The 22,473-nt window shown below is 52.5% G+C and carries 19 protein-coding genes; 6 read left to right on the top strand and 13 right to left on the bottom strand.

Going from position 1 to position 22,473, the window contains the following annotated elements:
• The first annotated feature begins 99 nt into the window (after positions 1-99).
• Positions 100-1,389: a prolipoprotein diacylglyceryl transferase family protein gene (locus tag KIH39_RS01370; RefSeq protein ID WP_213497487.1), complete on the top strand. Its 1,290-nt coding sequence runs from the start codon at positions 100-102 to the stop codon at positions 1,387-1,389.
• 71 nt (positions 1,390-1,460) lie between these two features.
• On the opposite strand, the gene KIH39_RS01365 is transcribed toward KIH39_RS01370, so the two are convergent.
• Positions 1,461-2,321, bottom strand: a complete 861-nt coding sequence (locus KIH39_RS01365) for a ThuA domain-containing protein (RefSeq protein WP_213497486.1) — start codon at positions 2,319-2,321, stop codon at positions 1,461-1,463.
• Positions 2,322-2,574: 253 nt separating this feature from the next.
• On the opposite strand from KIH39_RS01365, the gene KIH39_RS01360 reads away from it, so the two are divergent.
• Positions 2,575-6,552 (top strand): protein kinase domain-containing protein, encoded by a 3,978-nt coding sequence (locus KIH39_RS01360; protein WP_213497485.1) that lies wholly within the window; start codon positions 2,575-2,577, stop codon positions 6,550-6,552.
• A 21-nt stretch (positions 6,553-6,573) separates the two neighbouring features.
• On the opposite strand, the gene KIH39_RS01355 is transcribed toward KIH39_RS01360, so the two are convergent.
• The 3 genes from KIH39_RS01355 to KIH39_RS01345 all read right to left on the bottom strand — a co-directional run bounded on the left by KIH39_RS01355 (position 6,574) and on the right by KIH39_RS01345 (position 12,086).
• Complete coding sequence (locus tag KIH39_RS01355; protein ID WP_213497484.1) at positions 6,574-7,605, bottom strand: sugar-binding protein; 1,032 nt, start codon at positions 7,603-7,605, stop codon at positions 6,574-6,576.
• A gap of 63 nt (positions 7,606-7,668) precedes the next feature.
• The gene (gene acs / locus KIH39_RS01350; RefSeq protein WP_213497483.1) at positions 7,669-9,624 is read right to left on the bottom strand and encodes an acetate--CoA ligase; all 1,956 of its coding nucleotides are present in this window, start codon (positions 9,622-9,624) and stop codon (positions 7,669-7,671) included.
• Positions 9,625-9,788: 164 nt separating this feature from the next.
• Positions 9,789-12,086 (bottom strand): M48 family metalloprotease, encoded by a 2,298-nt coding sequence (locus KIH39_RS01345; protein ID WP_213497482.1) that lies wholly within the window; start codon positions 12,084-12,086, stop codon positions 9,789-9,791.
• Positions 12,087-12,239: 153 nt separating this feature from the next.
• On the opposite strand from KIH39_RS01345, the gene KIH39_RS01340 reads away from it, so the two are divergent.
• Complete coding sequence (locus KIH39_RS01340; protein WP_213497481.1) at positions 12,240-13,337, top strand: M14 family metallopeptidase; 1,098 nt, start codon at positions 12,240-12,242, stop codon at positions 13,335-13,337.
• 117 nt (positions 13,338-13,454) lie between these two features.
• Positions 13,455-13,946, top strand: coding sequence for an acetolactate synthase (locus tag KIH39_RS01335; RefSeq protein ID WP_213497480.1), 492 nt, complete (start codon positions 13,455-13,457; stop codon positions 13,944-13,946).
• Here the strand turns inward: KIH39_RS01335 and KIH39_RS01330 are convergent.
• Together KIH39_RS01330 and lpxA are read right to left on the bottom strand one after the other, a co-directional pair.
• Positions 13,943-14,863: an SMP-30/gluconolactonase/LRE family protein gene (locus KIH39_RS01330; RefSeq protein WP_213497479.1), complete on the bottom strand. Its 921-nt coding sequence runs from the start codon at positions 14,861-14,863 to the stop codon at positions 13,943-13,945. The genes KIH39_RS01335 and KIH39_RS01330 overlap by 4 nt on opposite strands.
• A 27-nt stretch (positions 14,864-14,890) precedes the next feature.
• Positions 14,891-15,721 (bottom strand): acyl-ACP--UDP-N-acetylglucosamine O-acyltransferase, encoded by an 831-nt coding sequence (gene lpxA, locus KIH39_RS01325; protein WP_213497478.1) that lies wholly within the window; start codon positions 15,719-15,721, stop codon positions 14,891-14,893.
• 156 nt (positions 15,722-15,877) lie between these two features.
• Here lpxA and KIH39_RS01320 point away from each other — a divergent pair, with 156 nt between their 5' ends.
• Positions 15,878-16,285 carry a hypothetical protein gene (locus KIH39_RS01320; RefSeq protein ID WP_246539463.1) on the top strand — a complete coding sequence of 136 codons (408 nt, stop codon included), beginning with the start codon at positions 15,878-15,880 and terminating at the stop codon, positions 16,283-16,285.
• Here the strand turns inward: KIH39_RS01320 and KIH39_RS01315 are convergent.
• The 3 genes from KIH39_RS01315 to purB form a co-directional block, all read right to left on the bottom strand.
• Positions 16,282-17,379 carry a twin-arginine translocation signal domain-containing protein gene (locus KIH39_RS01315; RefSeq protein WP_213497477.1) on the bottom strand — a complete coding sequence of 366 codons (1,098 nt, stop codon included), beginning with the start codon at positions 17,377-17,379 and terminating at the stop codon, positions 16,282-16,284. The two genes, KIH39_RS01320 and KIH39_RS01315, sit on opposite strands and share 4 nt — an antisense overlap.
• Positions 17,380-17,445: 66 nt before the next feature.
• Positions 17,446-17,868 (bottom strand): rhodanese-like domain-containing protein, encoded by a 423-nt coding sequence (locus KIH39_RS01310; RefSeq protein ID WP_213497476.1) that lies wholly within the window; start codon positions 17,866-17,868, stop codon positions 17,446-17,448.
• 30 nt (positions 17,869-17,898) lie between these two features.
• Positions 17,899-19,389, bottom strand: a complete 1,491-nt coding sequence (gene purB, locus KIH39_RS01305) for an adenylosuccinate lyase (protein ID WP_246539461.1) — start codon at positions 19,387-19,389, stop codon at positions 17,899-17,901.
• Between the two features lie 187 nt (positions 19,390-19,576).
• Here purB and KIH39_RS01300 point away from each other — a divergent pair, with 187 nt between their 5' ends.
• Positions 19,577-19,876, top strand: a complete 300-nt coding sequence (locus KIH39_RS01300; protein ID WP_213497475.1) for a hypothetical protein — start codon at positions 19,577-19,579, stop codon at positions 19,874-19,876.
• Positions 19,877-20,010: 134 nt separating this feature from the next.
• Here the strand turns inward: KIH39_RS01300 and KIH39_RS01295 are convergent, their stop codons facing one another.
• The 4 genes from KIH39_RS01295 to KIH39_RS01280 form a co-directional block, all read right to left on the bottom strand.
• Positions 20,011-20,289 (bottom strand): hypothetical protein, encoded by a 279-nt coding sequence (locus KIH39_RS01295; RefSeq protein WP_213497474.1) that lies wholly within the window; start codon positions 20,287-20,289, stop codon positions 20,011-20,013.
• 259 nt (positions 20,290-20,548) lie between these two features.
• Complete coding sequence (locus KIH39_RS01290; RefSeq protein WP_213497473.1) at positions 20,549-21,070, bottom strand: ExbD/TolR family protein; 522 nt, start codon at positions 21,068-21,070, stop codon at positions 20,549-20,551.
• 50 nt (positions 21,071-21,120) lie between these two features.
• Positions 21,121-21,570 (bottom strand): ExbD/TolR family protein, encoded by a 450-nt coding sequence (locus tag KIH39_RS01285; RefSeq protein WP_213497472.1) that lies wholly within the window; start codon positions 21,568-21,570, stop codon positions 21,121-21,123.
• A 62-nt stretch (positions 21,571-21,632) separates the two neighbouring features.
• Complete coding sequence (locus KIH39_RS01280) at positions 21,633-22,448, bottom strand: MotA/TolQ/ExbB proton channel family protein (RefSeq protein WP_213497471.1); 816 nt, start codon at positions 22,446-22,448, stop codon at positions 21,633-21,635.
• Positions 22,449-22,473 lie beyond the last annotated feature (25 nt).

The following is a 22,473-nucleotide window of genomic DNA, read 5'->3' as shown; positions in this document are numbered from 1 at the left end:
GGAGTACTCGAGTAAGAACGGCTTCGCATTGACAGACTGAGGCGATAGCGACTAACTTGAAATGGATTTCTCCCCGACCGGAACACTCTGGAAACGCGAATGCAACAGGTCCTCTTTCACATACCGATCCTGCAAAACCAATTTGGCCCGGAGGGTATTCCGATCCACGGCTTCGGGGCCATGCTATTTTTGACCTTCGTCATTTGCATGAATTTCGCCGTTCGCCGAGGACGATTAGGGGGTGTTTCCGCCGATCGCATTCAGGATTTGTCGCTCGTGCTGCTAGTCTCGGGAATTGTCGGAGCCCGAATTTTTTACATGATTCAGTATAAGGTTCCCTTCAGCCAGTTCTTCAAAATCTGGGAAGGCGGGATCGTTTTTTACGGTTCGGTTCTGGGTGGCACCATCGGTTATATCGTCCTCTACTATTACGTTCTGCGTAGATTGAAAATCTCGACTTGGGTACTGGCAGACGCCATAGCACCGGCCCTAGCCATGGGATTGGTTCTGGGTCGGGTCGGATGTTTATTGAACGGCTGTTGCTACGGGCAGGTAGCCTCATCCGAATGCGCTTCTCTGGAATTTCCGTTGCTCACTGGCCCGGTTCGATCCACGGTCGCCCAAAAGTATTCGTACCAGACGACACTCGGCTTCTCCTCGATAGATCGCAGTGAAGAGAACGATCCTCGTACGATTGTTGATAAAGTCGAAGCCGATTCTCAAGCGTTGCGCGCGGGTTTACAACCGGGCGACAAGATCCTTAAATTTAATGGTCAGGACAACGGCCTATTGATTCTCTTTTTGACAACACCCTCCGGTCTGGATTCCGTACGGAAGATCGAGAAGGATCTCGGGAAATTGACTGAAATCGATCCGGTCAGCGAAAATTCGCAAGGACTTTATACGTTTCTGGTGACTTCTCCGAACTTGTATCTACTGGCTAAAGACGAATTTTCCAAAATACCCGGTGTTCGCCAACTGTCAGCGACTGACCTGCTGAGTTACCAGTTGCGAAATTGGCCAAAAGGAAAGGCCAAAGTTCAATTCACCGTGGAGCGAAATAAAGAAGTCATTGAACTGCCTGAGTATACACCGCGATCCCTGGGCTTACAGCCGACTCAGTTATACGAATCCATCAGTATGATTCTGATGGTCTTTTTACTGGTCTCTTTCTATCCGTTCCGCCGACACGATGGCCAAGTCATGGTACTGTTGATGTTCGGCTATGCGATTCACCGATTTTTGAATGAGATGTTGCGAAATGATACCGATCCAATCTTCGATTTCGTTTCGCTTACCGCTTCCATGACCGTGAGTATTCTGGTTTTCGCGGGAGCGATTCTTCTGGAATTGTACCTGCGAAAGACGCAGCCTAGACGGACTGTTTAAACGAAAAGGACCGGATCCCAGCGGTCCGGTCCTTCGCAATTTCTAATGGGATTGCACAACTCGGCCCGGGCTTACTTGTCTAGCAACACCTTCTTGGCTGGCGTGTGATAGGCCTTGTCGTCGAGCTTACCCACCGACCAGAGTAATCCTCGGGTTACCAGATCGAGATATTTAGGATCTTCCACGGTCGCATTATTATGACCCAGGGTCGTTCCGAACACCTTGGCTTTGCCGTTATAGGTGTTCGTCCAAACGACGACCGTTTCGGTAGCGATTTCTTTACCACTTTTGTCCTTGTAAACCTGTTTGCCCTTGGCCAATGGTTGAGCCGTTTCCAGCAGCTTGCCGTTCGAATTGTTGTAGAGCTCTTCGTTGATCGTCTTCCAGTCCTGAAAGCCTTTAGTGACGGGATTGGTCTTGTCTACGAAAGAGATGCTAATCGGTAGCTGCGCCCCATGGCCGGTGGTGGCCAGTCCCGTGAAATCGAACCAAGGGGTGGATTTCGGGAATCCTTCCGTGCGATAGCAGTGCATCCCGCAGTGCAGGACCACGCCAGGCAGCCCCTCTTTATGCGGCTTCAGAATATTATTCACGGTTGCGATGTCGGTCACATCCGCGGTGCACTCATCGTGAACGATGACGTCAAATCCCTTGGCCCAATCGGTCTTTTCGTATACCGGATTCAGGTGCTTCGTGCCCTGATCGGGATCATAGGAAATCACCCACTCGACATTGGCCCGTTCGGAGATGCCTTTGGTGAGAATATCCTTCTGTTTTTTATAATCGTGACAGCAACCACCGATGACCAGTAATGCGCGAATCGGGGGGGCTTCTTTTTGTGTGGGAGTCGGTTCGGCCGCCGAAGCTCCCGAGGTGAAGCCGGGGATTAACATACCCAGAAATGCGAGTGATCGGAGAGAGAAACGAGCCATAAGGTGATGCTCCAGTAGTCGTTCGAAGGGCGACAGAGGGATGATATTGGATTGTATTATTCAGCACGCTATCAGGCCGGAAAATTCGAAAGTCAGAATCCGAGAATTCGGATAACCGTCGGCCCCGCTACAATCCGTAGAATAGTTTCGAATTACGCAACTTGTCTGGCTTGCTAACATCACGATTAGAAGCTGTAATGAATTAGAACCACGAATAACGCCTCCAGAGTTTTCAAGCGGTCAGGTTTTTCCCATGAGCGTTCCTCCATCGAATGATCCGACGGTCGCTTATCAACCCGGTGCAAAAACCGCTGTACCCCAGGACCAACTGTCACTCCCCGGCCAGGGAGCCACTATAGATCTTCCCTCCAGCCACGCAGGAACGCCCCAAGCCACGGAATTTGTTAAAAGTCCGATCTCCATGCCCTCCGAAGCGATTTCCGATTCTTCCTTACTTCGCCGCATCGAAATTCCCGGCTACGAAATTCTGGAAGAGCTTGGCCGCGGCGGCATGGGCGTGGTTTACAAGGCTCGTCAGATCGGTCTGAACCGGCTGGTGGCCATCAAAATGATTCTGGCGGCCGAACACGCCGGGCGTGAGCATCGTCAGCGCTTCCAGGCGGAGGCCGAATCCGTCGCTCAACTTCAGCATCCGAACATCGTTCAAATCTACGAAGTCAACGAGATCAGCGGCCGACCTTTCTTCTCACTGGAGTTTGTCGATGGCGGCAATCTCTCTCAGGCAATAGCAGGCAAGCCCCAAAATCCCCGGCACGCCGCCGCCTTGATACAAACTCTCGCCAACGCGATGGCGGCCGCGCACGCACTGGGCATCATTCACCGCGATCTGAAACCGGCGAATATTCTTCTCAGCAAAACGGCGCCCACCGGGGACAGCGGAAATAAGTCGATAGCCTCGAATATTTTTTTCGCCCAGCACCCATACGGTATACCCAAAATCACCGATTTTGGATTGGCCAAACGATTGGAATCTGCCACCGGTCAGACTCAATCGGGGGCGATCATGGGCACCCCAGCTTACATGGCTCCGGAGCAAGCGGCCGGTCACATCAAGCAAATTGGTCCCAGCACGGACGTTTACGCCCTGGGTGCAATCCTCTATGAGATGCTGACGGGGGCACCGCCCTTTGAGAGCGAATCGCCGCTGGAATTAATCCTGAAAGTGATCCGGGATGAGCCGGAGCGGTTACGGATTAAGAATCCCAAGATCCCGCGCGATCTGGAAATCATCACACTCAAATGCCTGGAGAAAAAGCCGGAGAAACGCTACGCCTCCGGTTTGGAACTGAGTGATGATCTCAAAAAATTTCTCGATGGGGATACCATCTCCGCCCGGGCCGCCACCCGTTCGGAGAAGGTTCGAAAGTGGATTCGATCACATCCCACCTATAGTGGGATGATTCTGTTGGGCGCCCTCTCGCTGGTCGTGCTTGTCGGCTTTGGTCTGATTTACAATGCGAAGCTACAAAAGGCCTTAGCGCTCGCTCAAGAACAGCGCGACAAATTGGGAGAAGAGCAGAATGCGGCGCTCGAACGAGGCATCCGGCTGACAGTTCAAAACGGAACTCAGTACCTGCAGCAGGGAGACCTGATGCGAGCCTTGCCGCTGTTTGCCGAGGCCTTGCGTCTAGAAAACGGCGTTGCCTCACGAGAAGGAATGCACCGCGTTCGGTTGGGTTCGGTCCTTCGACAGTGCCCCATGCTGGTGAGGGCCTGGTTTCACGAAGGCAAAGTCCGGGATGCGGCATTCAGTCCGGATGGCTTCTGGGTGGCCGCCGCCTGCTGGGATAATCACGCTCGGCTTTATTCCCTGAAACCGGAAAAGACCAAAAAAACGGCCCTCGCGTTCGAGCATCCCGCAGCTGTTACCAAAATTCTATTCAGCCCGGATGGCAAATGGCTGGCAACCGCCTGCGCGGACGGACACCCGCGAATCTGGAGTCTTCAGGATCAAAAATCGGTCGAGTTCCTGGAAGATGATGGCGAGGAAATCACCAGCCTGTCGTTTAGTCCTGATTCGAAACTCCTGCTTTCAACCTCAACAGATGGTACCGCGCGAATTTTCGATATTACTCTCGAGGAGGAACTGAGCTTCAGCATCCGTCACTCCGGGCCAATCACCCATGGAGAGTTTGCCGCCACCGGCAGTTGGTTTCTGACCTGCTCTGTGGATCAGACGGCCCGGGTTTGGGATTCCGCTACCGGCAAACCGGTCAGCCCGGTGCTCGCCATGCAAGGGCCAATCATTCGAGCCCATTTTTCGCCGACCGCCGATCAAGTGGTCACGGCCAGTTCGGATAAAACCTGTCGAGTCTGGACCGTAAAAACGGGCGAGCCCTACGGCCAGATTATTCGACTGGGGGGATCCACCTCGGACTGCGGATTCAGCCCGGCGGGAAATCAGATTTCGACCGCCAATCTGACTGGGCATGCGCGAATCTGGAATCTCGCCACGAAAGATTTTCGACCGATGGTGATGAAGCACGAAGCCCCGATCCTCTGCGAAATGTTCAGCCCCGATGGTCAGATGATCGCGACCGGCAGCGAAGATAATGCCGCCCGCGTTTGGAATGTCATTTCCGGAGACCCGATCACCCCTCCGCTGCGGCACAACGGCAGCGTTTACCGAGTCTGTTTCAGTCCCAGCGGAAGCTCATTGCTCACCGCCTCAGACGATGGAGGATTGCGATTGTGGGAGCTTCAGGAAATCATGACTCACGAGGAAGAATTCAATCTGGAACAGTCTAACAAAAAGATGATATACAGCCCTGATCGTCGCTACGTCATGGTCATAAACGGTAGCTTGATCAACATTATGGACTCCGCTTCCGCAAAAGTAATCGGCAAGCCGATCGTTCACAACGGCCCCATTTTATCCGCGGGTTTTACGCCAGACGGAGAAAAGATATTTACGGCCAGCGCCGATAGAACAGCACAAATCTGGAGCACCACCTCGGGCGAACCGATCGGCGAGCCGATGCGGCATGGCTCGGAAATCTTATTCGCCTCGCTGAGCCCCGATGGAAAAATGCTGGCAACCGCCAGTTCGGACAACACCGCTCGCGTCTGGGATGTCCAGACCAATCAATCCCTCGTCCCACCGCTGAAGCACAACGGGACCGTGGACAAAGTCATCTTCAATTCTGATGGCAGTTGTGTGGTGACGCACTGTATCGACGATTCAGTGCGAATTTGGGATACGAAAAATGGCGAAATGGTCAGCCCGGTATTAAAACCTACTGGATGGGTTCAGCAGGCTCTGGAGTCGGCCGAGAAGCAGCAATCCGGCTGGGATTTGGCTCCCGATCTTCGGTCCACGGATGAACTGGTGTTGATCTCGCGCTGGCTATCAGGATGTTCCGTCGACAAAAGCGGCACTTTGATTCCGCTGGATGCGAGTTCGCTGAAGTCCGTGCAGGATGATTTAACCGCCAAATATGGGGATGTTTTCGAAAGGGAAGTTTTCCCCACTACCGCCTGGCATGAATATCTTTCGCTTCAGGCGGAAAAGAACAAAGACTGGTTCGCAGTGACCTTTCATCTCAAGCAGATTTTGTCTTCGAAGGATGGAAAGCCAAATGCCCACTATGTCTACCGTTTAGGCAACGCCTATGCCGAGCTCGGAGATTGGCAGAAAGCGTCGGAAAACTATCGGGCAGCGATCAAGTTAGGTAAAGAAGATCAGAAGGTTTTGATTGCCGCCACTTGGGCGAGTCGAGCGATCAACGACAAAGCGTCCTTTCAGTCGAATCTCAAGAAACTTGTAGATCAGGCCGGGGAATCAGTGCATGGAAAAACCGCATCCGCCATCGCCTGGATTTGCCTTCTCGATTCCTGCGCCGATTCTCGGAAATTCGCCAAGGATATGATTAACCGGGTCGGGCATGAACCGACGGATCATCAATCGAAAAGCATTCTGCTGGCGGCCAGTCTTTATCGCGACGGGAAGCCCGATTCTGCTTGCGAATTATTATTGGAGGCCAATCCGACATTGGATGGCCTCGATATCCCGAGAGCCGCTTTAGTGATGGCGTTATGCGAATCGGGCAAATCGCCCAAAGAAGCCCAAAGGTGGTTCCGAGCTTCGCAGAGCTGGCGGGATAAAAATGAAGCTTCTCTAAACTGCTTCGAGAAACTGAGCCTGGATCTGCTGAGAGAAGAATTGGAAATCCAAATGAATAAGGCTCCCACCCCGCCAAAATCCAAGTGACAGGGAGGAGCGACATTCGGTTTACTGACCGAGTATTTTCTTCAAATTCGCCCAGAACTCATCCACCTTGACTTTGCCGGGCCCGCCCTCTTTCGTCACCACTTTCACAGGAACGGGGTCTTTCATCAGCTTGGATTTGTCTCCTTTGGCCAACGCGGCGAGAATTTCCACCGACTTGTAGCCGAAAGTAAAAGGATCCTGCACGATCGTGCCGTAGATTTTGCCGTCCTGAATGCCCGTGAGGGTATCGGGATCTTCGTCGAAACCGACGATTTTGATTTTATCTGTCAGGCCTTTTTCCTTGGCGGCCTGAAGGATAGCCGGGGCATTGTAAGCCCACAAACCCACCATGCAGATTTTGTCGTTGCCCAGCAACTTGGTCATAATGTCTTTGGCCTTGTTGAAGCAATTGGCCGGCTGACTGTCGTCTGTGATGATATCGTTCGAATAAAGTTCATACTTGCCGAGCTTCGGCCCTTTAGCATCCTTCGTTCCAGCCAGAGTATCCATCACACCCTGAGCTCGCTGCCGAGCATTAGCGGGATCCTTACTCCCGACATAAATCACTACCGTTCCTCCCTCGGGCAGGGCTTCTTTCACCAGTTGACCGGCCGCCTTACCCGCTTCGTAGTTATCGGTGCCGACGTAGCAGAGCCGACCGGAATCGACCGCATCGTTATCCATGGTGATCAGCGGCATTTTTTCAGCGATGAGCTTCAGATCGTTGCTCTGCTCTTCCGGTTTAAAGACGCTGATGGCAATGCCCTTGATACCTTGCTTGGTGACAGCATCAATCACTTCTTTCTGAACGGAGACGTCCCCTTTGGAGGGTTGGCGGAAGATCAGATCGACCCCAAATTCCGCCGCTCCTTTCTTCGCCCCGGCTTCGCAGATTTTCCAGAAATCGGCCGTGACGTTCGTCACGATGGCCACGCGGGGTTTTCCACCACCGCCGCCACCCGAATCCGACTTGCCGTCCCCTTTATTACATGCGGGTAAGGCGAGTGCAACCGCGGCACTCAGACCGAGAAAACATCGTCGAGAGAGGAACATCGAGAATTCTCCAGAGTTATTTCAACTTCGAGCTTTTGTGGATCATCCAAAAGCGGATGAGTGTCATTCTTCATCATCCCGCAGTTTTGCCAGCACGGCGAGATCTTCGAGAGTGGAAGTATCCTGAGTGCTGATACGATTTGCGGCTATATCCCGTAGCAACCGACGCATAATCTTGCCGGATCGGGTTTTGGGCAGTGCTTCCGTGAAGCGCACTTCGTCCGGTCGAGCCAGCGCCCCGATCTCGTGGGCGACGTGTTCCCGCAATTCCTTTTTCAGCTCGTCCGTTTTTTCGACACCGGCTTTCAGGGTCACGAAGCAGCAAATGCCTTCCCCCTTGATGTCATCCGGTTTGCCGACCACCGCGGCTTCCGCGACCTTGGCGTGTTGTGCGAGAACGCTTTCCACTTCCATCGTACTTAAACGGTGGCCGGAAACATTCAAGACATCGTCGACCCGACCCATCACCCAGAAATAGCCATCTTCGTCCTGACGAGCGCCATCGGCCGTGAAATACCAGCCGGGGTAATGGCTCCAATAGGTTTTATGATAGCGTTCGTCGTCTCCCCAGATCGTTCGCAGCATGGACGGCCAAGGTTGTTTGATGACCAGAAAGCCGCCCGAGCCCGCCGGAACCGGGTTACCCCCTTTGTCCACCACCTCGGCGACTACTCCAGGAAAAGGTCTGGTAGCTGAACCCGGCTTCGTGCCAATGGCTCCAGGAACCGGAGAAATCATGATGGCTCCCGTTTCGGTTTGCCACCAGGTATCGACGATCGGACAGCGACCACCGCCGATCACGTCGTGATACCACATCCAGGCTTCGGGGTTGATCGGCTCTCCCACGCTTCCCAGCAAACGCAGGCTCGAGAGATCCCGGCCCTTGGGCCAATGATTTCCCCATTTGATAAAGGCTCGTATCGCCGTGGGGGCGGTGTAGAGAATGTTAACGCTATACTTCTCGATGATCTCCCAGAAGCGGTCTTCCCGGGGCTGATTCGGGGCTCCTTCGTAGATCACCACCGTGGTGCCGTTGCAAAGCGGGCCATAGACAATGTAGCTATGGCCCGTGATCCATCCCACATCGGCGGTACAGAAGAAAACATCTTCGTCCTTGATGTCGAAAAGTAATTTATGGGTGTAGGAGGTTCCCAACAGGTAACCGGCGGTAGTATGCAAAATGCCTTTCGGCTTTCCGGTGGAACCGCTGGTGTAGAGCAAAAAGAGGGGGTGCTCGCTATCGAACGGCTCGGCGGGGCAATCCGCGGAAGCTTCGTTCATCAGTTCGTGCCACCACAGATCCCGGCCCTTCTGCATCTCCACCGAAGTATTGCAGCGGTTGAAGACGATGCACTTTTCGACCGTGGGTGATTTCGCCAGCGCGTCATTGACGTTCTGCTTCAAAGGAACGACTTTCCCGCGACGCCATCCGCCGTCGGCCGTGATCAGCAATTTGGCTTTGGCGTCGTTGTTCCTTTCCGCAACTGCCTCAGCGGAGAAGCCCCCGAAGATGACCGAGTGCATGGCTCCAATCCGTGCACAGCTGAGCATGGCGATGACCGCTTCGGGAATCATCGGCATATAGATGGTAATGCGATCCCCCGGAACCACTCCCAGCGTCTTCAGGACATTGGAAAACTTGCAGACTTCCCGGTGCAGTTGCTGATACGTCAGAGTGCGGGAATCGCCTGGTTCTCCTTCGAAAATCAATGCAGCTTTGTTTCGTCGATGCGTCGTAAGATGGCGGTCCAAACAGTTATACGCGGCATTCAGTTTGCCGCCGAGAAACCACTTGGCATGTGGTTCCTTCCATTCCAGCACTTTGTTCCAGCGCGTGAACCAGTGCAGGCTTTCCGCTCTTTCTCCCCAGAAAATTTCCGGCTTATCTTTAGCTCGCTGCCAGAGCTCTTCGTACTCGACTACCGATTTGATGTGGGCCTTGGCCGTGAACCCGGGATCGGGAGGAAATATGCGGCTCTCCTTGAGCACGCTGGTAATATTGGTGTTGGGAGAGGTCATCTCTAACCGCCTTTCTGTAACTTCAAGAATAGGCTTTTCGGAAGCGATGTGAAGGCCATCTCCCGGGCAACTCAGGTTTCCAGGGTGGATTTTTAGCGTGCGGAGCGCCCCGCACTATCAGGATGAGGATAAATCGATTTTAAAACTAAGGGCGATTGGTTCGTCTAATCGATCTCGTAAACTTCTCCAGTTTCCTCGGCAACTAGTTCCGGTTTCTTTTCCGGAATCGAGCCCGGACGTTGAGACGGGTCTTTGAATTCTCTCTCGATCTTCTCCTGCAGGCTGAGGATGTTACCCAAGCTCTTGAAGTGGAGGCGTTCGCACTTATCGATTACTGTGCCGAGTTGATTCAGCAGTGCGCCCAGCGTCTCGCCGTCCAGAGAACTAGCCGATTTCGAGATCCGCGGTACTAGAGGTTCGGATAGCAGAAACACGGACAACGATTCTCCCTGGTTTATATTTTTGAGAGCGGGCAGACTCATCCCGGCGGCCACAGCAAGTTGCGTTTCCAGCGTATCGCGAGCTTCCCGCAGTGCGGCGACCATTTCCTTGAACTCTGCCGGACTGACTTGGCTCTTAGCGGATTGAGCGGCCAGCAACGACATCACGTGATCCCGCTGTCCTATCAACTGTTTCAAAATTTCCTGAAGTTTTAAATGGAATTCGTAGCGACTCCTGAGCTCTTCCGCAGCCGTTCGGTTTGAGAGGTAGGCCATGTGAAGGTGGGTTCGAATAATCAGCCGATCGAGCTTCCCCAGTTCCGAATAATCCTCATCCAATTCCTTATCGAGTTTCCTTAAAAATTTGGAGATGTCCTTCAAACGAATCGTCTCTTCGCGAATCTTTAAATCTTTTCCCTTGAGCGTATATTCTCCAGACTGCAAACCGTTCAAAAGTTGCTGTTCCCCAAGTCGTTCGCGATGCTTCTCCATGCGATTTTTCAGATCCTCGCTAAAGAGCGTCTCGTGTGAGTGTTCCGGAGCTCGCTTCGAACTCGCCAGATCTTGTGCTTCTTGTACGATCTCTTCGAGATTTCCCGGTTTGATGTAGCGCGAATCGAACATTCCCTGATACCGGGGGTCGTACATTATCTCGTTGTGTTCGTTATCGATGAATTCCTGAACCTTGGCCGGATCTTGAAGAGCAGGCTTAATCAGTTTGTAGACAATCTTGTAAAAGCGCCGGGTCAGGCGTTCGCGTACTTCGGCTTTATCGTCGAACAATATCCAGGGAGATCGTTCGTCGATCTCCCCTCGAACGTAAATTTCCTTGGCGTTTTGTTCCCGATCGTAATTGGAAGGGTGTGTAGCCCACATCGAAGGAGCACCTTCGTCCCCTGCTTTGAAAACGGCCACCGTCTTCGTCGGATCCTCGGGCAATGCAGGTGATTCTCCCAGATTCGGATTCTTTCGAATGCGGCGAAGTAACTCAAGGGCACAGGTCTGGTGATAGAACAAATCGCGAGTATAGAGCTTATGATCAGCGGCCGTGTTAAGATCTTTCGCCGCCTGCCCGAGTGCTTCGGAAGCCAGATCCAACTTCGAGAGTGCGAAAATCAAGGCATCGCTCCCGGTTACGCTGACGGCAACCAGATCCGCGTTAAATTCCATTTGGCGGGACAGCGAAAAATTGGCGAAGTTAATGGCCTTAAAGACCAATTCCAGGAACTTTCGGAGTATCCAAAGCACGGCGGAAAACGCATAAAAAAAGATGCTGACCCGGATATCAACTCGCTTCATGGTGTCAATGAATCCATCGAGTTTATCCCGGCCATACACCAAATCTCCCACGACTCGATTGGCGGTGTAAACGTAGGTGCCTAGCTTCATGCTGTTTTGGGAGAAGTGTCCGAATTCATGAGCAAGTACGGCCTTGAACTCGCTTAAATTGAGACGATTGACCAAACCCAGCCCTATGAGCAGATTCTTTGGCGTTTTACGGACCAGACTGAGTAGCGATTCGTGGTAGAAAACGGCCGCATTCACCTCGGGAGTGAGAAAGATCTTGTGGGGCTCGGGAGCTCCCGTATCTTCACAGATCTGATCAATGAATGAGAACAACCGGGGTTGATCCTTCCGCTGAATTTCGATCATCATCGAAGGATCGCTTTCCCGCCTTTTGAAGAAGCCCTTGATGAGATAGAGACATAAAACACCCGAAGCGATTCCGCCGACGATGTACCAGAATTCTTCCTTCTCCAGAATTTGCGATCCCGGTCGGGAAGTCGTTCGGTTATTGAAATTTGTGGCGGGCACAGAACGAGGCTTGGTATTTCCCGTCATGCTAAAAAGCTTGTAGCTCAGATAGGCCGAACCGCCGACCATCGCGAAGTACAATAAAACGAATAACAATAGACTGCACAGTACTAGAGTTACCCGGGACTGATAGCTCCCGGAAGGTAACGTCAGATCTTCGGGAACACCTGAAGGATTCGGGGGATAATACTCGGCGATATCCGACATGAGAGGGTCCTTGGGCATAAAAATGAAACTGATTCTGAATTGCAGAATATCAACATCCGAAAACGAAAACAATTCAAAATCAAGAAAGTGTTTCGTCGTAATTGACAAGTAGTTTTTAAGCCGCTCAAAAAGATTATGGCGAACCTAAAACCTATGCAAAATCGCGCGCTATTTTCGGACAATTACCGCCAGGCTCGGGAACGCTTTCGCAACCTCGCCCGGCAATTGAACTGGGTGCTCGAAGCACATGCTATTGGCCTCTCCGATTCTGAAGGTGAGCCCTTAACAATTGATGTCGCGATCAAACCGGGGACGAATAACAGTCGTGCCCTGGTAGTATCCAGTGGCCTGCATGGAATCGAGGGATTTTTTGGTTCCGCGGTCCAGTTGGCCTTGATGAACGACTGGAAGGAAAACCCCGCCTCGGTTCCTGGACAGAGGTTAGTGTTCATACATGGCTTAAATCCGTATGGCTTTCATTTTCTCAGAAGATTCGATAGCGAGTCGATCGATCCGAACCGGAACTTTCTTCTGGAAGGCGAAAGCTTTGCCGGTAGTCCGCCCGGTTACAAAATTTTCGACGGAATGCTGAATCCCAAGCGACCGCCTTCAAGGTTTGAGTTCTTTACACTTCGGGCCTTACTGATGATTGCCCGGCATGGACTGCCCGCCCTGAAGGAGGCTATTGTCACCGGACAGTATGAGTTTCCAAAAGGCCTCTTTTTTGGCGGTGCCCGCCCCTGCATCACTCAACAAATCCTGAAAGCTAAACTGGCGGATTGGATCGGGGAATCGAGTGAGATTATGCATCTGGATTTCCATACCGGGCTGGGCCCCTGGTCGACCTACAAATTGCTTCTCGATGTGAGTATGCCGCCGTCTCAGGTTTCCTATCTGAATGAGATTTTTGGAGCTCCAAACATCGAAGTCAGTAGGGCTTCGGGGGTCTCCTACAAAACGCGTGGCGGCTTCGGTCCCTGGCTGGCCTCCCAATTTCCTGATCGGCGATACTTCTATCTCTGTGCGGAATTTGGCACATACGGACCAATTCGCGTACTGGGAGCACTTCGGGCTGAAAATCAGGCTCATCACTGGTCCAGAGATACTGGAAAGTCGCAGGATAGAACGAAAAGAGTCTTGCAGGATACTTTTTGCCCGAATTCTCCGCAATGGCGGGCGCAGGTTCTTAGGGACAGCCGGGCGCTCGTGAACAGAGCAATTGATGGTCAAGATTTCACTAAAACTCATTAGAAAACGTTCTGTTCTTGTCAATTTCCCTCGAAAAAAATCGATTTCCGGCGTGGCATTCATCGTTATTTTCGGTTATACTTCGCATCTTGCTCCAAAACGCCCAATTGAGGGATTGCAATGAATTTCGGCGAAGGAGACGATATCGACACGATAACTGCTCGAGGGCGGGATTATCCCAGCGTTCGTCAGTTCAATGTCTTTCTCGAAAACCGGCTCGGGGCCATGATGAATGTGGTCCGACGTTTTGAAGCCACTGATGTTCGGATCGTCTCGCTGACTGTTGTCGATTCCGCCGACTGTGCCATCATTCGAATGGTGCTTTCCGATCCCGAACGGGCTCTGGAAATATTTAAGCTGGCCAAAATGATGGTCACCGAGAGCGATCTGGTGGTCGTAAAACTTCCTAACAGCAATCAGCCTCTGGTGGAAATCTGCAAAGCGCTTCTCTCCGCGGAAATCAGTATTCACTATGCCTATCCATTACTGATGGGTGTAGGATTCGAGGGTAGCACCGCACTGGCGTTACACGTCTCCGATCATGAAATGGCCGTGCAGACGCTCCAGGAAAAGGGTTTTACGATCTACACGGAAAGCGATCTGAAGTTTTAGACACGCGAAGTGTCGTAAGTCGCCCAAAAAATCACACCGGCATTGATCCCCGCTTTTTCACCACCCCCTTCGGAACAGGTGGTGATGTATAATTCCCGCTGTCCGTCCCGTTCCATCAGCACCGGGCAGGTCGCGCGAGGGGCGCCGGGTGTTTTCCACATTTTGAGTGCCGTAGCGGTACGGAGGTCGTACTCGACGGTCAAACCATGGTCCGCTGGCTCCGGATTGTAAAACGAAATGATCACACTTTGGTCATTCGCTGAGGTCATCCCATCGGGAAACCCGGCAGCCTCTTTCAGATCCAACGCCACCGATTGACCGACGATTTTCGAATCCTCAATTTCGTAGCGAACGACCTTCCTGGTCGGAGTATCGATATCCAGAAGCTCGATCCCTCGCGAACGTTTTCGAATTATTTTGCCATTAGAGCAAGTTTGCCGGTCGATCAAGGTGGTCAGATGATTCGCCACCAGATCGTACTCGTACAGATGGCCGATCGGCTCTAAAAAGCGAACATCTTTCGTACCAAAATAAAGCTTGGTCTGGCAGTCGGAGAGCAAAGCATCGTTGATGATCGTAAACGGGCTCGTATCCGGAATTGTGGTCAGGGGCATCCAGCTGTTTTGCGAAAGATCGACGATTCCCACCGTTTTATCCATGCCGCAGACCATCGTATTCTGTGGGCCGATTGGGAGAGCGAATCCTGGCCGACCGGCTTGGGTGAGAATCCGGCGTTCGTGAGTGTCCCAGAAGAAAAGATGGATCTCACCGCGAAGTGCGTCGACTCCAGTCTGGATGTTCACCCAGGAGAGTGCGGGACGCCCATCAACCACGAGCCGACTCGGCCCCTCAGGGAGAAAACCCTGTTCGGAGATGATCGGTTTTACGAACGGCTTAGCATCCCGGATTTCCAGCATGCATCGAGTATACTAAATTCCCAAAAGCTAAGCCGCATGATTTTCGTTGGAAGTGAGCGTCGAGCGCGGTGCGGTTCCTGCGATTCCCCGCTTCGAATTTTTAATGAAGGTGATCATGTCCTGAATGACTTCATGTTCTCCCAATTCTTGCTCGATCAGCGCCATGGCATACTTGATCGTGTAGCCCTTGGAGTAAAGAATCTGGTAGGCTTTTCGGACAATATTGATGGATTTACTGTCATAGCCGGCTCGTCGCATACCGACGATATTCACTCCACCAAACAGATTGCGGTCGAAGGTAATGGAAAAAGGAGGTACGTCTTTCGTTGCAGTGGCCGAACCGCTGAGCAGAGCGAGTTTACCGACTGAACCGAATTGATGAATGGCCGCGTTGCCGGAGATCAACGCCCGGTCGTAAATGATGGCATGGCCGGCTATCAAAGCCCCGTTAACCAGAATACAGTTGTTACCTAGAATCGCATCGTGAGCCAGATGGCAGTTAACCATCAGATAATTGTTGTTACCGATGATTGTCGAACCGCCCGCGACATAAGATCCATGGACGGTCACATACTCTCGGATTGTGTTCCCCTCACCAATAATCAGTTTAGTGGGATCTCCCTTATAGCCGGTGTGCTGGGGAGGGGCGCCGAGCACGGTACCCGTACCGACGCTATTGGCCTTCCCCATGACGATCTCGCCGATCATATGCACGCGTGGACCGATATGACAATCGGGACCAATTTTCACCGGCCCCTCAATAATGGTGTATGGGCCTACAGTGCTATCATCCCCGATTTCTGTCTGATCGGAAATTATGGCCGTGGGATGGATGCGGGCTGAGGATGAAATCATCATGACGCCTTCTCTTCTACGCCTTCCTTGGCGATGTTAACGACCTAACATACCCCGATTTCCACGAATTAATCCAGTCCAACTTGACCAATCCCGATTAATCCATTTCAATAGAAAGCTAGGACGGTTCTCAAACTTTCCTCTCTTTCCTGGCTTCGCATGATTGAAAAAGAAATTACCCGCGAACAACTCCACGCCTATCTGGAGGACGCACTGAGCGATGCGGAGATGTCCGGCATTGAGAAGCTGCTGCGCGATTCGGAACAGTTGCGCTTCCGCCTGAAACAAGTGCGGGAAGAGCAGGATCGGGGAGAGCATTCGCTGGGCGCTATCTGGCGGAGGGAACGTTTAAGCTGTCCCAGCCGGGAACAGTTGAGCGGTTTTCTGCATGGAATTCTGGAACCTGATGTGCACGGTTACATCGATTTCCATCTCAAGACAATCGGTTGCGCTTCCTGTCTGGCCAATCTCGACGACATCAAGGAAAAGCAGGCGGAAAGTGAACCTCAGAAAAAGCGCCGGCGGAAGATCTTCCAGTCCAGCGCGGGGTTGTTGAAGGCCAACTAAATTGCTCCGGCGTTGGCAAATTTACGAACGCGACCGAAGCCGATCCATTCCAGGATGTACAAGTTCCCTTTCGAATCCAGCGTCAGTGCGTGCGGGGTGAAGAACTTATCGGGATTGGCGTTCACATCTTTTTCCGCCAATTTTTTACCTTCCTTGGAATGGCCGTCGCCCAAAAAAGCCACCAGTTTATCGGAGGAATCCATAACCGTGACCCGTTGATCGAGTTCCGGGATATAGAGATGTCCATCGTGCTGGTAGAAGCAGCAGGGATTGCGTACCCCGGGAACGGTTCGTTTGTAGTCAAGTTCGAGTGAGAAGATTTCAATTCGATTGTTGGCGCGATCTGCCACGTAGACTTCCTGTTCTTTGTTCAGAGTGCTGACCCAGACGCCGTGGCATGTGCTGAACTTGCCGTGGGTATTCCCGGGACCGCCAATGGTTTTCAGATGTTTGAAATTCTTGTCGAAGCGGTAGAGTAGTTGACTGCCGTAACCATCGACGATGTAAATATCGCCGTTGGGGGCAATCGCGACATCGGTGGGATTTTTGAAATCGAATTTCTGAGTGGTATCGCCTTCTTTATTCACATTGCCGAGTTCATAAAGAATTTTGCCCTGCATGTCGGTTTTGTAAACGCGGGCTCCAATGCGCGGATTATCCTTCTTACCGCTCCCGGCCACATTCTCCGTCCAGTAGAGGAATTCGCCGGAGAGTTCCTTGCTCCAATACAGGCCGTGAGCGGTACCAGCGATCTGCTGAGGAGTGTAGCCGATCTTCTCGGAAAGTTCCTTGCTCCAGGTTTCCAGCAATTTCCCATCGGTATCGAAGATGGCTACGCAGGGATTCTCGGAGCGGCTGGTCACTATGATGCGATCTTTGGAATCGACCACGATGGCACAACCCAGCCCATAGTGCATGCCGCTGGGAAGCTTGCCCCAGTTCTCATCGAGAGTGAATTTGAATTTGCCTTCGCCGATGGTGACCGGCTTGGAGTCAGCAGCGGAGGCCAAGCTACCGGTGAAAACTGCAGCCGTACCTGCCGCAGCCATTTTTAAAAAGTCGCGACGGACGGGGAAGAGATATTCGCTTTGCATGGAGAGACATCCCTAAAGGATCGACGAAAAGGTAGTGAAAGCAGCAGGGATGTTTTAGCAAAAAAATCAGTTCTTTTCCTTGTCGTCCTTCTTTTTCTCTTCCGCTTTGGGGAAGCCTTCGTTGACCAGATCTTCGAAGCCCAGTTTCAGCGGACGAACGTCGAAGCCTTTTTCTTTGAGAATCTTTCCCGCCTCCAGAGCTCGCCGTCCGGCACCACAATGCGTGTATATGATCTTGTCTTTGGCGAGTGCCTTCAATTTGTCCTCATCCACCTTCTTCATTTCCGTCAAGGGCATGAAGGTCGCATCTTTCAGATGGCCGGCTTCCCATTCATCCATCGAACGCACATCGAGAAGAATTGCCTTCTTATCCTTGAGATTTTTCTTCACTTCCTCGGGAGTATCCTTGGTATGCATCAGCGGTTCCTGGGAACTGCCGAAGGATACCAGGAGCACCGCCGCTGCGATTGTCGAAAAAAACCGTTTCATACCGTTAGCCTCCTAAAAGAATACATCTTCCTAAATAGATACTTCACCCTTCTGGCCAAGTAACTTACAGTACTTTTCGCGGATCGGTTCGACTTCCGCGGCGAGAAATTCCTCTACTTGTTCGGGGGATCGACCCACGTAGCGTATGGGCGCCATTTCGCCGGCAAAATCGACTCCGGAAAAAAGTGCTTCGCCTTTCAAGCGGGTAATCAGTTCTGCCGAGGTCATCGAATTGTCCTTCAGCCCCGCAGTAACCACATGGCTATGTTTTCGAACCGCTTCGTGCACTTCCTGCCGATCCTGCCCTTTGGCCACGGCGGCCATCATCAGATTCTCGGTGGCCATGTAAGGGAGTTGTTCCTGAACATTTCGGGCTATCACGGCTCGATTCACAACCAGTCCGTTGGCGACATTCAGTGCCAGTTTCAAACAGGCATCGGCGGCCAAAAAGGCTTGAGGAATATAGAGACGACGAATGGCGGAATCATCCAAAGTGCGTTCGAACCACTGCGTGGCGACGGTCTGAGCCGACATAGCGGGAAGATTCATCAAAAATCGAGACAGCGAGCAAAGCCGCTCCGCCCGCATCGGGTTTCGTTTATAGGCCATGGCTGAGGAACCGACCTGATCGGCCTCGAAAGGTTCGTCGATTTCCTGTCGGTGAGCCAGGAGCCGGAGATCGTTGCCCCATTTATGAAGACTTTGGCCCAGGCCACTTAGGGCATCCAGGATTTGCGAATCGAGCTTGCGGGTATACGTCTGTCCGGTGACTGCCAGCGTCCGATCGAAGCCCATTTTTTTCGATACCAGACGATCGAGTTCTCGAACTTTGGCGTGATCGCCGTGAAACAAGGCCAGGAAACTCGCTTGAGTTCCGGTAGTTCCCTTGGCCCCCCGGAATTTCAAATTTTCTCGACGATGCTCGAGATCGTGCAAATCCAGGATCAGGTCGTAACACCAAAGTGTAGCCCGCTTGCCAACCGTAGTGAGTTGTGCCGGTTGAAAGTGCGTGAATCCCAAACTCGGTTCGGACTTCCAGGTGGCCGCGAACTTGGCCAGGGAATCGATCAGCGAGGCGAGCTTTCCCAGAATATCGTCCAGGCTCTCGCGCATCAGAAGTAGGTCGGTGTTGTCGGTCACGAAGCAGCTGGTTGCTCCCAAGTGCACGATCTCTCGACCTCGAGGGGCCACTTCTCCCAGGGCATGAATGTGGGCCATCACGTCGTGCCGAAGTTTTTTCTCGTAGAAGTCGGCTCGTTCAAAGTGGATGTCGTCCAGGTGCTCCCGCAACTCCTGCAACTGGGCAGGTTGAATTCGCGGCGTTTTGCGATCATCGGCGAGCAATCCCAGTTCGGCCTGACTTTCTGCCAGGGCCAGCCAGAGCCGGCGCCAGGTTCGAAATTTTCGCAGCGGTCCCCACCGTTCCGCCATGGCTTTGGAGGCATAACGACCGATCAGAGGATTGTCATAATTCAGATGGGAATCAGCCACTTGAGAAAAAGCCTTTCCATTCCGCAACATTTTTTCAAATTCCCTGGTCTAAACGGTAGACCCGGCGAGTCGATTGCAATCGGTGCAACGTATCGTCTGTTCTAGGCTTTTCAGCCCCCATTGGCTTGTGGTGCCTACAGGGAGGGATATGCAAATTACGATGATGAGGATAAGGAAATCAACGGTCGCGAATCGGCCGTATATTCAGGAGGAATCCATGTTCCGACGCACTGTACTGGGCCTGGCCCTGGCAATGGGATTGTTCGCGGCCTGGGGTGGAACCGCTCAAGCTGGCGATCCACCGTTGCCCCGGATGTATTACTATCCCTATTATTACTTCCCCCACAGCTACTGGCCCACGCAGAGCCCACAGTGGCCTGAGCCAGCCGGACAACCGTATGTCCGTCCACCAGCATACCAGGCTTACCCGGCCTTCAAAGAACCCAACTGGCGATACGAACTCTTCCAGCCGATGAAGTATTACCGCGGTAGCCACTTCTGGCTCGACCAGTTCTAATACGCTCTCAATCGCTTGAACTCCCTGAAGGACTCCGCTCAGCGAAGTCCTTTTTTTCGTTGGCTGCGACCCGACAAAAAAAAGACTGGGGAGTTCCCAGTCTTCGAGTTTAAAAGGCGAGAGTGTTGAATGTCCTACCGGCGATGATTCCAGCCATGGACGTTATGGAAGCTTCGGTAATGAACGCTTGGGATGATCACCTTCGGCACACATACTGGAGGAGCCGCAACTCCGACAATGGCTGGAGTACAAACCGGTGCCGGGTTGACAATCACAGTTTCACATGCAGGGCGATAGGATCGGGATTTGACGATTACTGCCGGGTGGCCGCGGTGGATCTCATGGGCCGAAGCCAAGCCGGTGCAGGCGAAGAGTACAGCAAAAGCGGATATTGAAGTAAGGATGATTTTCATGGTGAAACTCCCTTTTTAAGTTGAGCTTTCTGAATCAGGCGGGGTTTTCTCAACCCGGTTGACCTTTTTCATACTTCTCATCCCATCGACGATTTTGATTAAAGTTCTTGCGCGAGAAACGGCGGAAGGTGCCGTAACTCAGAAGGCTCTCATCTTTGAAAGCGGAAGAATTCTCGCTCGAAATAGGACAGAAAACAGCTTGCGGGGCATGCTCAAAACGACTTGGAAGTGTGTTTTTGGGCGATCTCGTAAATGGTTATTACTGTTTGGCTTTAGGTGCAGGAGCTTCGCCCCCCGCCGGCTTGGATTTGATTTGACCGATACCAACCGACTCAAAACCCGCCTTCTTGCAGATATCCATCAAGTCAATCAAGCGGGCGTACTTCAAATCGGGAGTCGATTCAATGGTGATTTTGACCGTTCGATCCTTCGGTTTGGTAATGGACGATAGCTTCGTCAACAGGGCATTCATTCGGTCAACTCCGCTAATGGGATCTTCCCCGGAAGTGTTTCCCAAAGCCATCGAGCCAATATCTCCCTGCGAGGAGTAGACGCGGAGCTTGTAGTCATCCCCTTCGTCGGAGGGGACTGCAATATCCGGGGTCGCGTTCTTGCTGGGATCGTCTTTGGGTAGAATCACCGAAAGCTGGCCTTCCGTGGGCATCGGATGGAAGCTCATGATGAAGAACGCCATCAATTGAAAAGTCATATCCAGCATAGGAGTGATGGGCAGAGAAGTCTCCACCGGCGGATCTGACTTTCGTCTCGCTTTCCTGGCCATGCTCAACTATCCAATCGAGGGAATGAACCCCAATTCAATTTCAGTTTCCGTCAGCTCATCAATACGCGGAATTGCAATTTGGTAAAACCCGCTCGCTTGCACGAGGCGACCACCCGATAGATCGCATCGAAGGTCGCATTCTCGTGTGCGCGGATGATGATTACGGTCTTGGCCCCGGAACCCGGAGTCGTCTTCTCGGAGAATTCGAAACGGCGACGCAAGTAAGATTCGATTTGCTGAGGACTGATCAGGGGTTTGCGGTCGCCATCAACCGGCAGCAAATGCCCCTGCTCGCTGATGTTGATAAACAGCAGATACGACTGCTCGCGATCCAGAGACTTGGCCGTCGTCGCTTTCGGCAGCTTAATGGTTTCGTTTACTTCCTGCTGTACGAAATTCGCACAGAGCATGAAGAACATCACCAGTTGCAAAACCATATCCAGAAGCGGAGTCAGGTTTGGCTCTGAAGGACTTTCGGCTGTGTGACTGCCGTGGCTCACTAGGGTAAACTCTGGGTCTAAAGAGACTTTGAATCGAAAAAATTAACTGGGCGAAAACCGTTTTACTTGGTCGGTGCGGGAGGCGCCGGTGGCATAGTGGTCGCACTCGGCAGGCCACCCGTTTTCTTGGAGTTGTGGTACATCTGCGTCAGAAGGTCATCCGCAATATGGTTGGTTTCCATGGTGATGCGGGTGATTCGGTTCCGGAAGAACGCATTGAAGAAAATGGCGGGCACCGACAGAGCAATCCCGAGCAAGGTCACTACCAGAGCGTGGGAAATACCGTCGGCGAGTCGCGCGGGGTTCGGCGTCGTGCCGCGGCCCAATTCGATGAACGAGAGAATCATACCAAACACCGTTCCGACCAGCCCGAGCATTGGCCCCAGCGTTCCAATTACGGCGGTGTAGTTGTTCTTCTGTTCTTTGTCGCTCTTGATGCTTTCGAGAGTATTTTCCGCCATGTCGCGGGCATCTTCCAGGCCGTACTGCAATCGGCTCATCCCGGCGGTCAGCACTCGAGCCAGAATCGAATTATCGGCCTTGGCCATATCAAAAGCCTGCTTGAACTGACGTTTGTTCACAGTATCCGTGAAGGCGTCAACGAATCCCGGCGGGATCGCGGCGGCCATCTTCAGATCCATGAACAGAATCACGATCAAAGCGACGAGTGCAATCGACACCAGGAGCAAAAGCGGGCCGAAAACGACTCCGGCCGACTTCACGATGTGAATAATGATGTTCGGTTCAGGCGCTTGACCGGGCGCATCCCCCGCATCCTGAGCGGAAACAGGTTGGCCGGTCAACCAGAAAGTGCCAAGCAAAATCAGTACGAAAGCGAAAGAAAACCAACGCGAATGGAGTATTCGGGAGAGAGCCATTACCACTTCCTAACTGACGAGTTGC

The sequence above is a fragment of the Telmatocola sphagniphila genome (assembly GCF_018398935.1).
GTDB lineage: Bacteria > Planctomycetota > Planctomycetia > Gemmatales > Gemmataceae > Telmatocola > Telmatocola sphagniphila.
Note: the sequence above shows the minus strand (reverse complement) of the source record. Positions and strands in the feature narration are given on the sequence as shown.

Coding starts and splice junctions, on each gene's coding strand:
- KIH39_RS01370 (WP_213497487.1), top strand. CDS start 100: ATGCAACAGGTCCTCTTTCACATACCGATCCTGCAAAACCAATTTGGC.
- KIH39_RS01365 (WP_213497486.1), bottom strand. CDS start 2,321: ATGGCTCGTTTCTCTCTCCGATCACTCGCATTTCTGGGTATGTTAATC.
- KIH39_RS01360 (WP_213497485.1), top strand. CDS start 2,575: ATGAGCGTTCCTCCATCGAATGATCCGACGGTCGCTTATCAACCCGGT.
- KIH39_RS01355 (WP_213497484.1), bottom strand. CDS start 7,605: ATGTTCCTCTCTCGACGATGTTTTCTCGGTCTGAGTGCCGCGGTTGCA.
- acs (WP_213497483.1), bottom strand. CDS start 9,624: ATGACCTCTCCCAACACCAATATTACCAGCGTGCTCAAGGAGAGCCGC.
- KIH39_RS01345 (WP_213497482.1), bottom strand. CDS start 12,086: ATGTCGGATATCGCCGAGTATTATCCCCCGAATCCTTCAGGTGTTCCC.
- KIH39_RS01340 (WP_213497481.1), top strand. CDS start 12,240: ATGCAAAATCGCGCGCTATTTTCGGACAATTACCGCCAGGCTCGGGAA.
- KIH39_RS01335 (WP_213497480.1), top strand. CDS start 13,455: ATGAATTTCGGCGAAGGAGACGATATCGACACGATAACTGCTCGAGGG.
- KIH39_RS01330 (WP_213497479.1), bottom strand. CDS start 14,863: ATGCTGGAAATCCGGGATGCTAAGCCGTTCGTAAAACCGATCATCTCC.
- lpxA (WP_213497478.1), bottom strand. CDS start 15,721: ATGATGATTTCATCCTCAGCCCGCATCCATCCCACGGCCATAATTTCC.
- KIH39_RS01320 (WP_246539463.1), top strand. CDS start 15,878: ATGATTGAAAAAGAAATTACCCGCGAACAACTCCACGCCTATCTGGAG.
- KIH39_RS01315 (WP_213497477.1), bottom strand. CDS start 17,379: ATGCAAAGCGAATATCTCTTCCCCGTCCGTCGCGACTTTTTAAAAATG.
- KIH39_RS01310 (WP_213497476.1), bottom strand. CDS start 17,868: ATGAAACGGTTTTTTTCGACAATCGCAGCGGCGGTGCTCCTGGTATCC.
- purB (WP_246539461.1), bottom strand. CDS start 19,389: ATGTTGCGGAATGGAAAGGCTTTTTCTCAAGTGGCTGATTCCCATCTG.
- KIH39_RS01300 (WP_213497475.1), top strand. CDS start 19,577: ATGTTCCGACGCACTGTACTGGGCCTGGCCCTGGCAATGGGATTGTTC.
- KIH39_RS01295 (WP_213497474.1), bottom strand. CDS start 20,289: ATGAAAATCATCCTTACTTCAATATCCGCTTTTGCTGTACTCTTCGCC.
- KIH39_RS01290 (WP_213497473.1), bottom strand. CDS start 21,070: ATGGCCAGGAAAGCGAGACGAAAGTCAGATCCGCCGGTGGAGACTTCT.
- KIH39_RS01280 (WP_213497471.1), bottom strand. CDS start 22,448: ATGGCTCTCTCCCGAATACTCCATTCGCGTTGGTTTTCTTTCGCTTTC.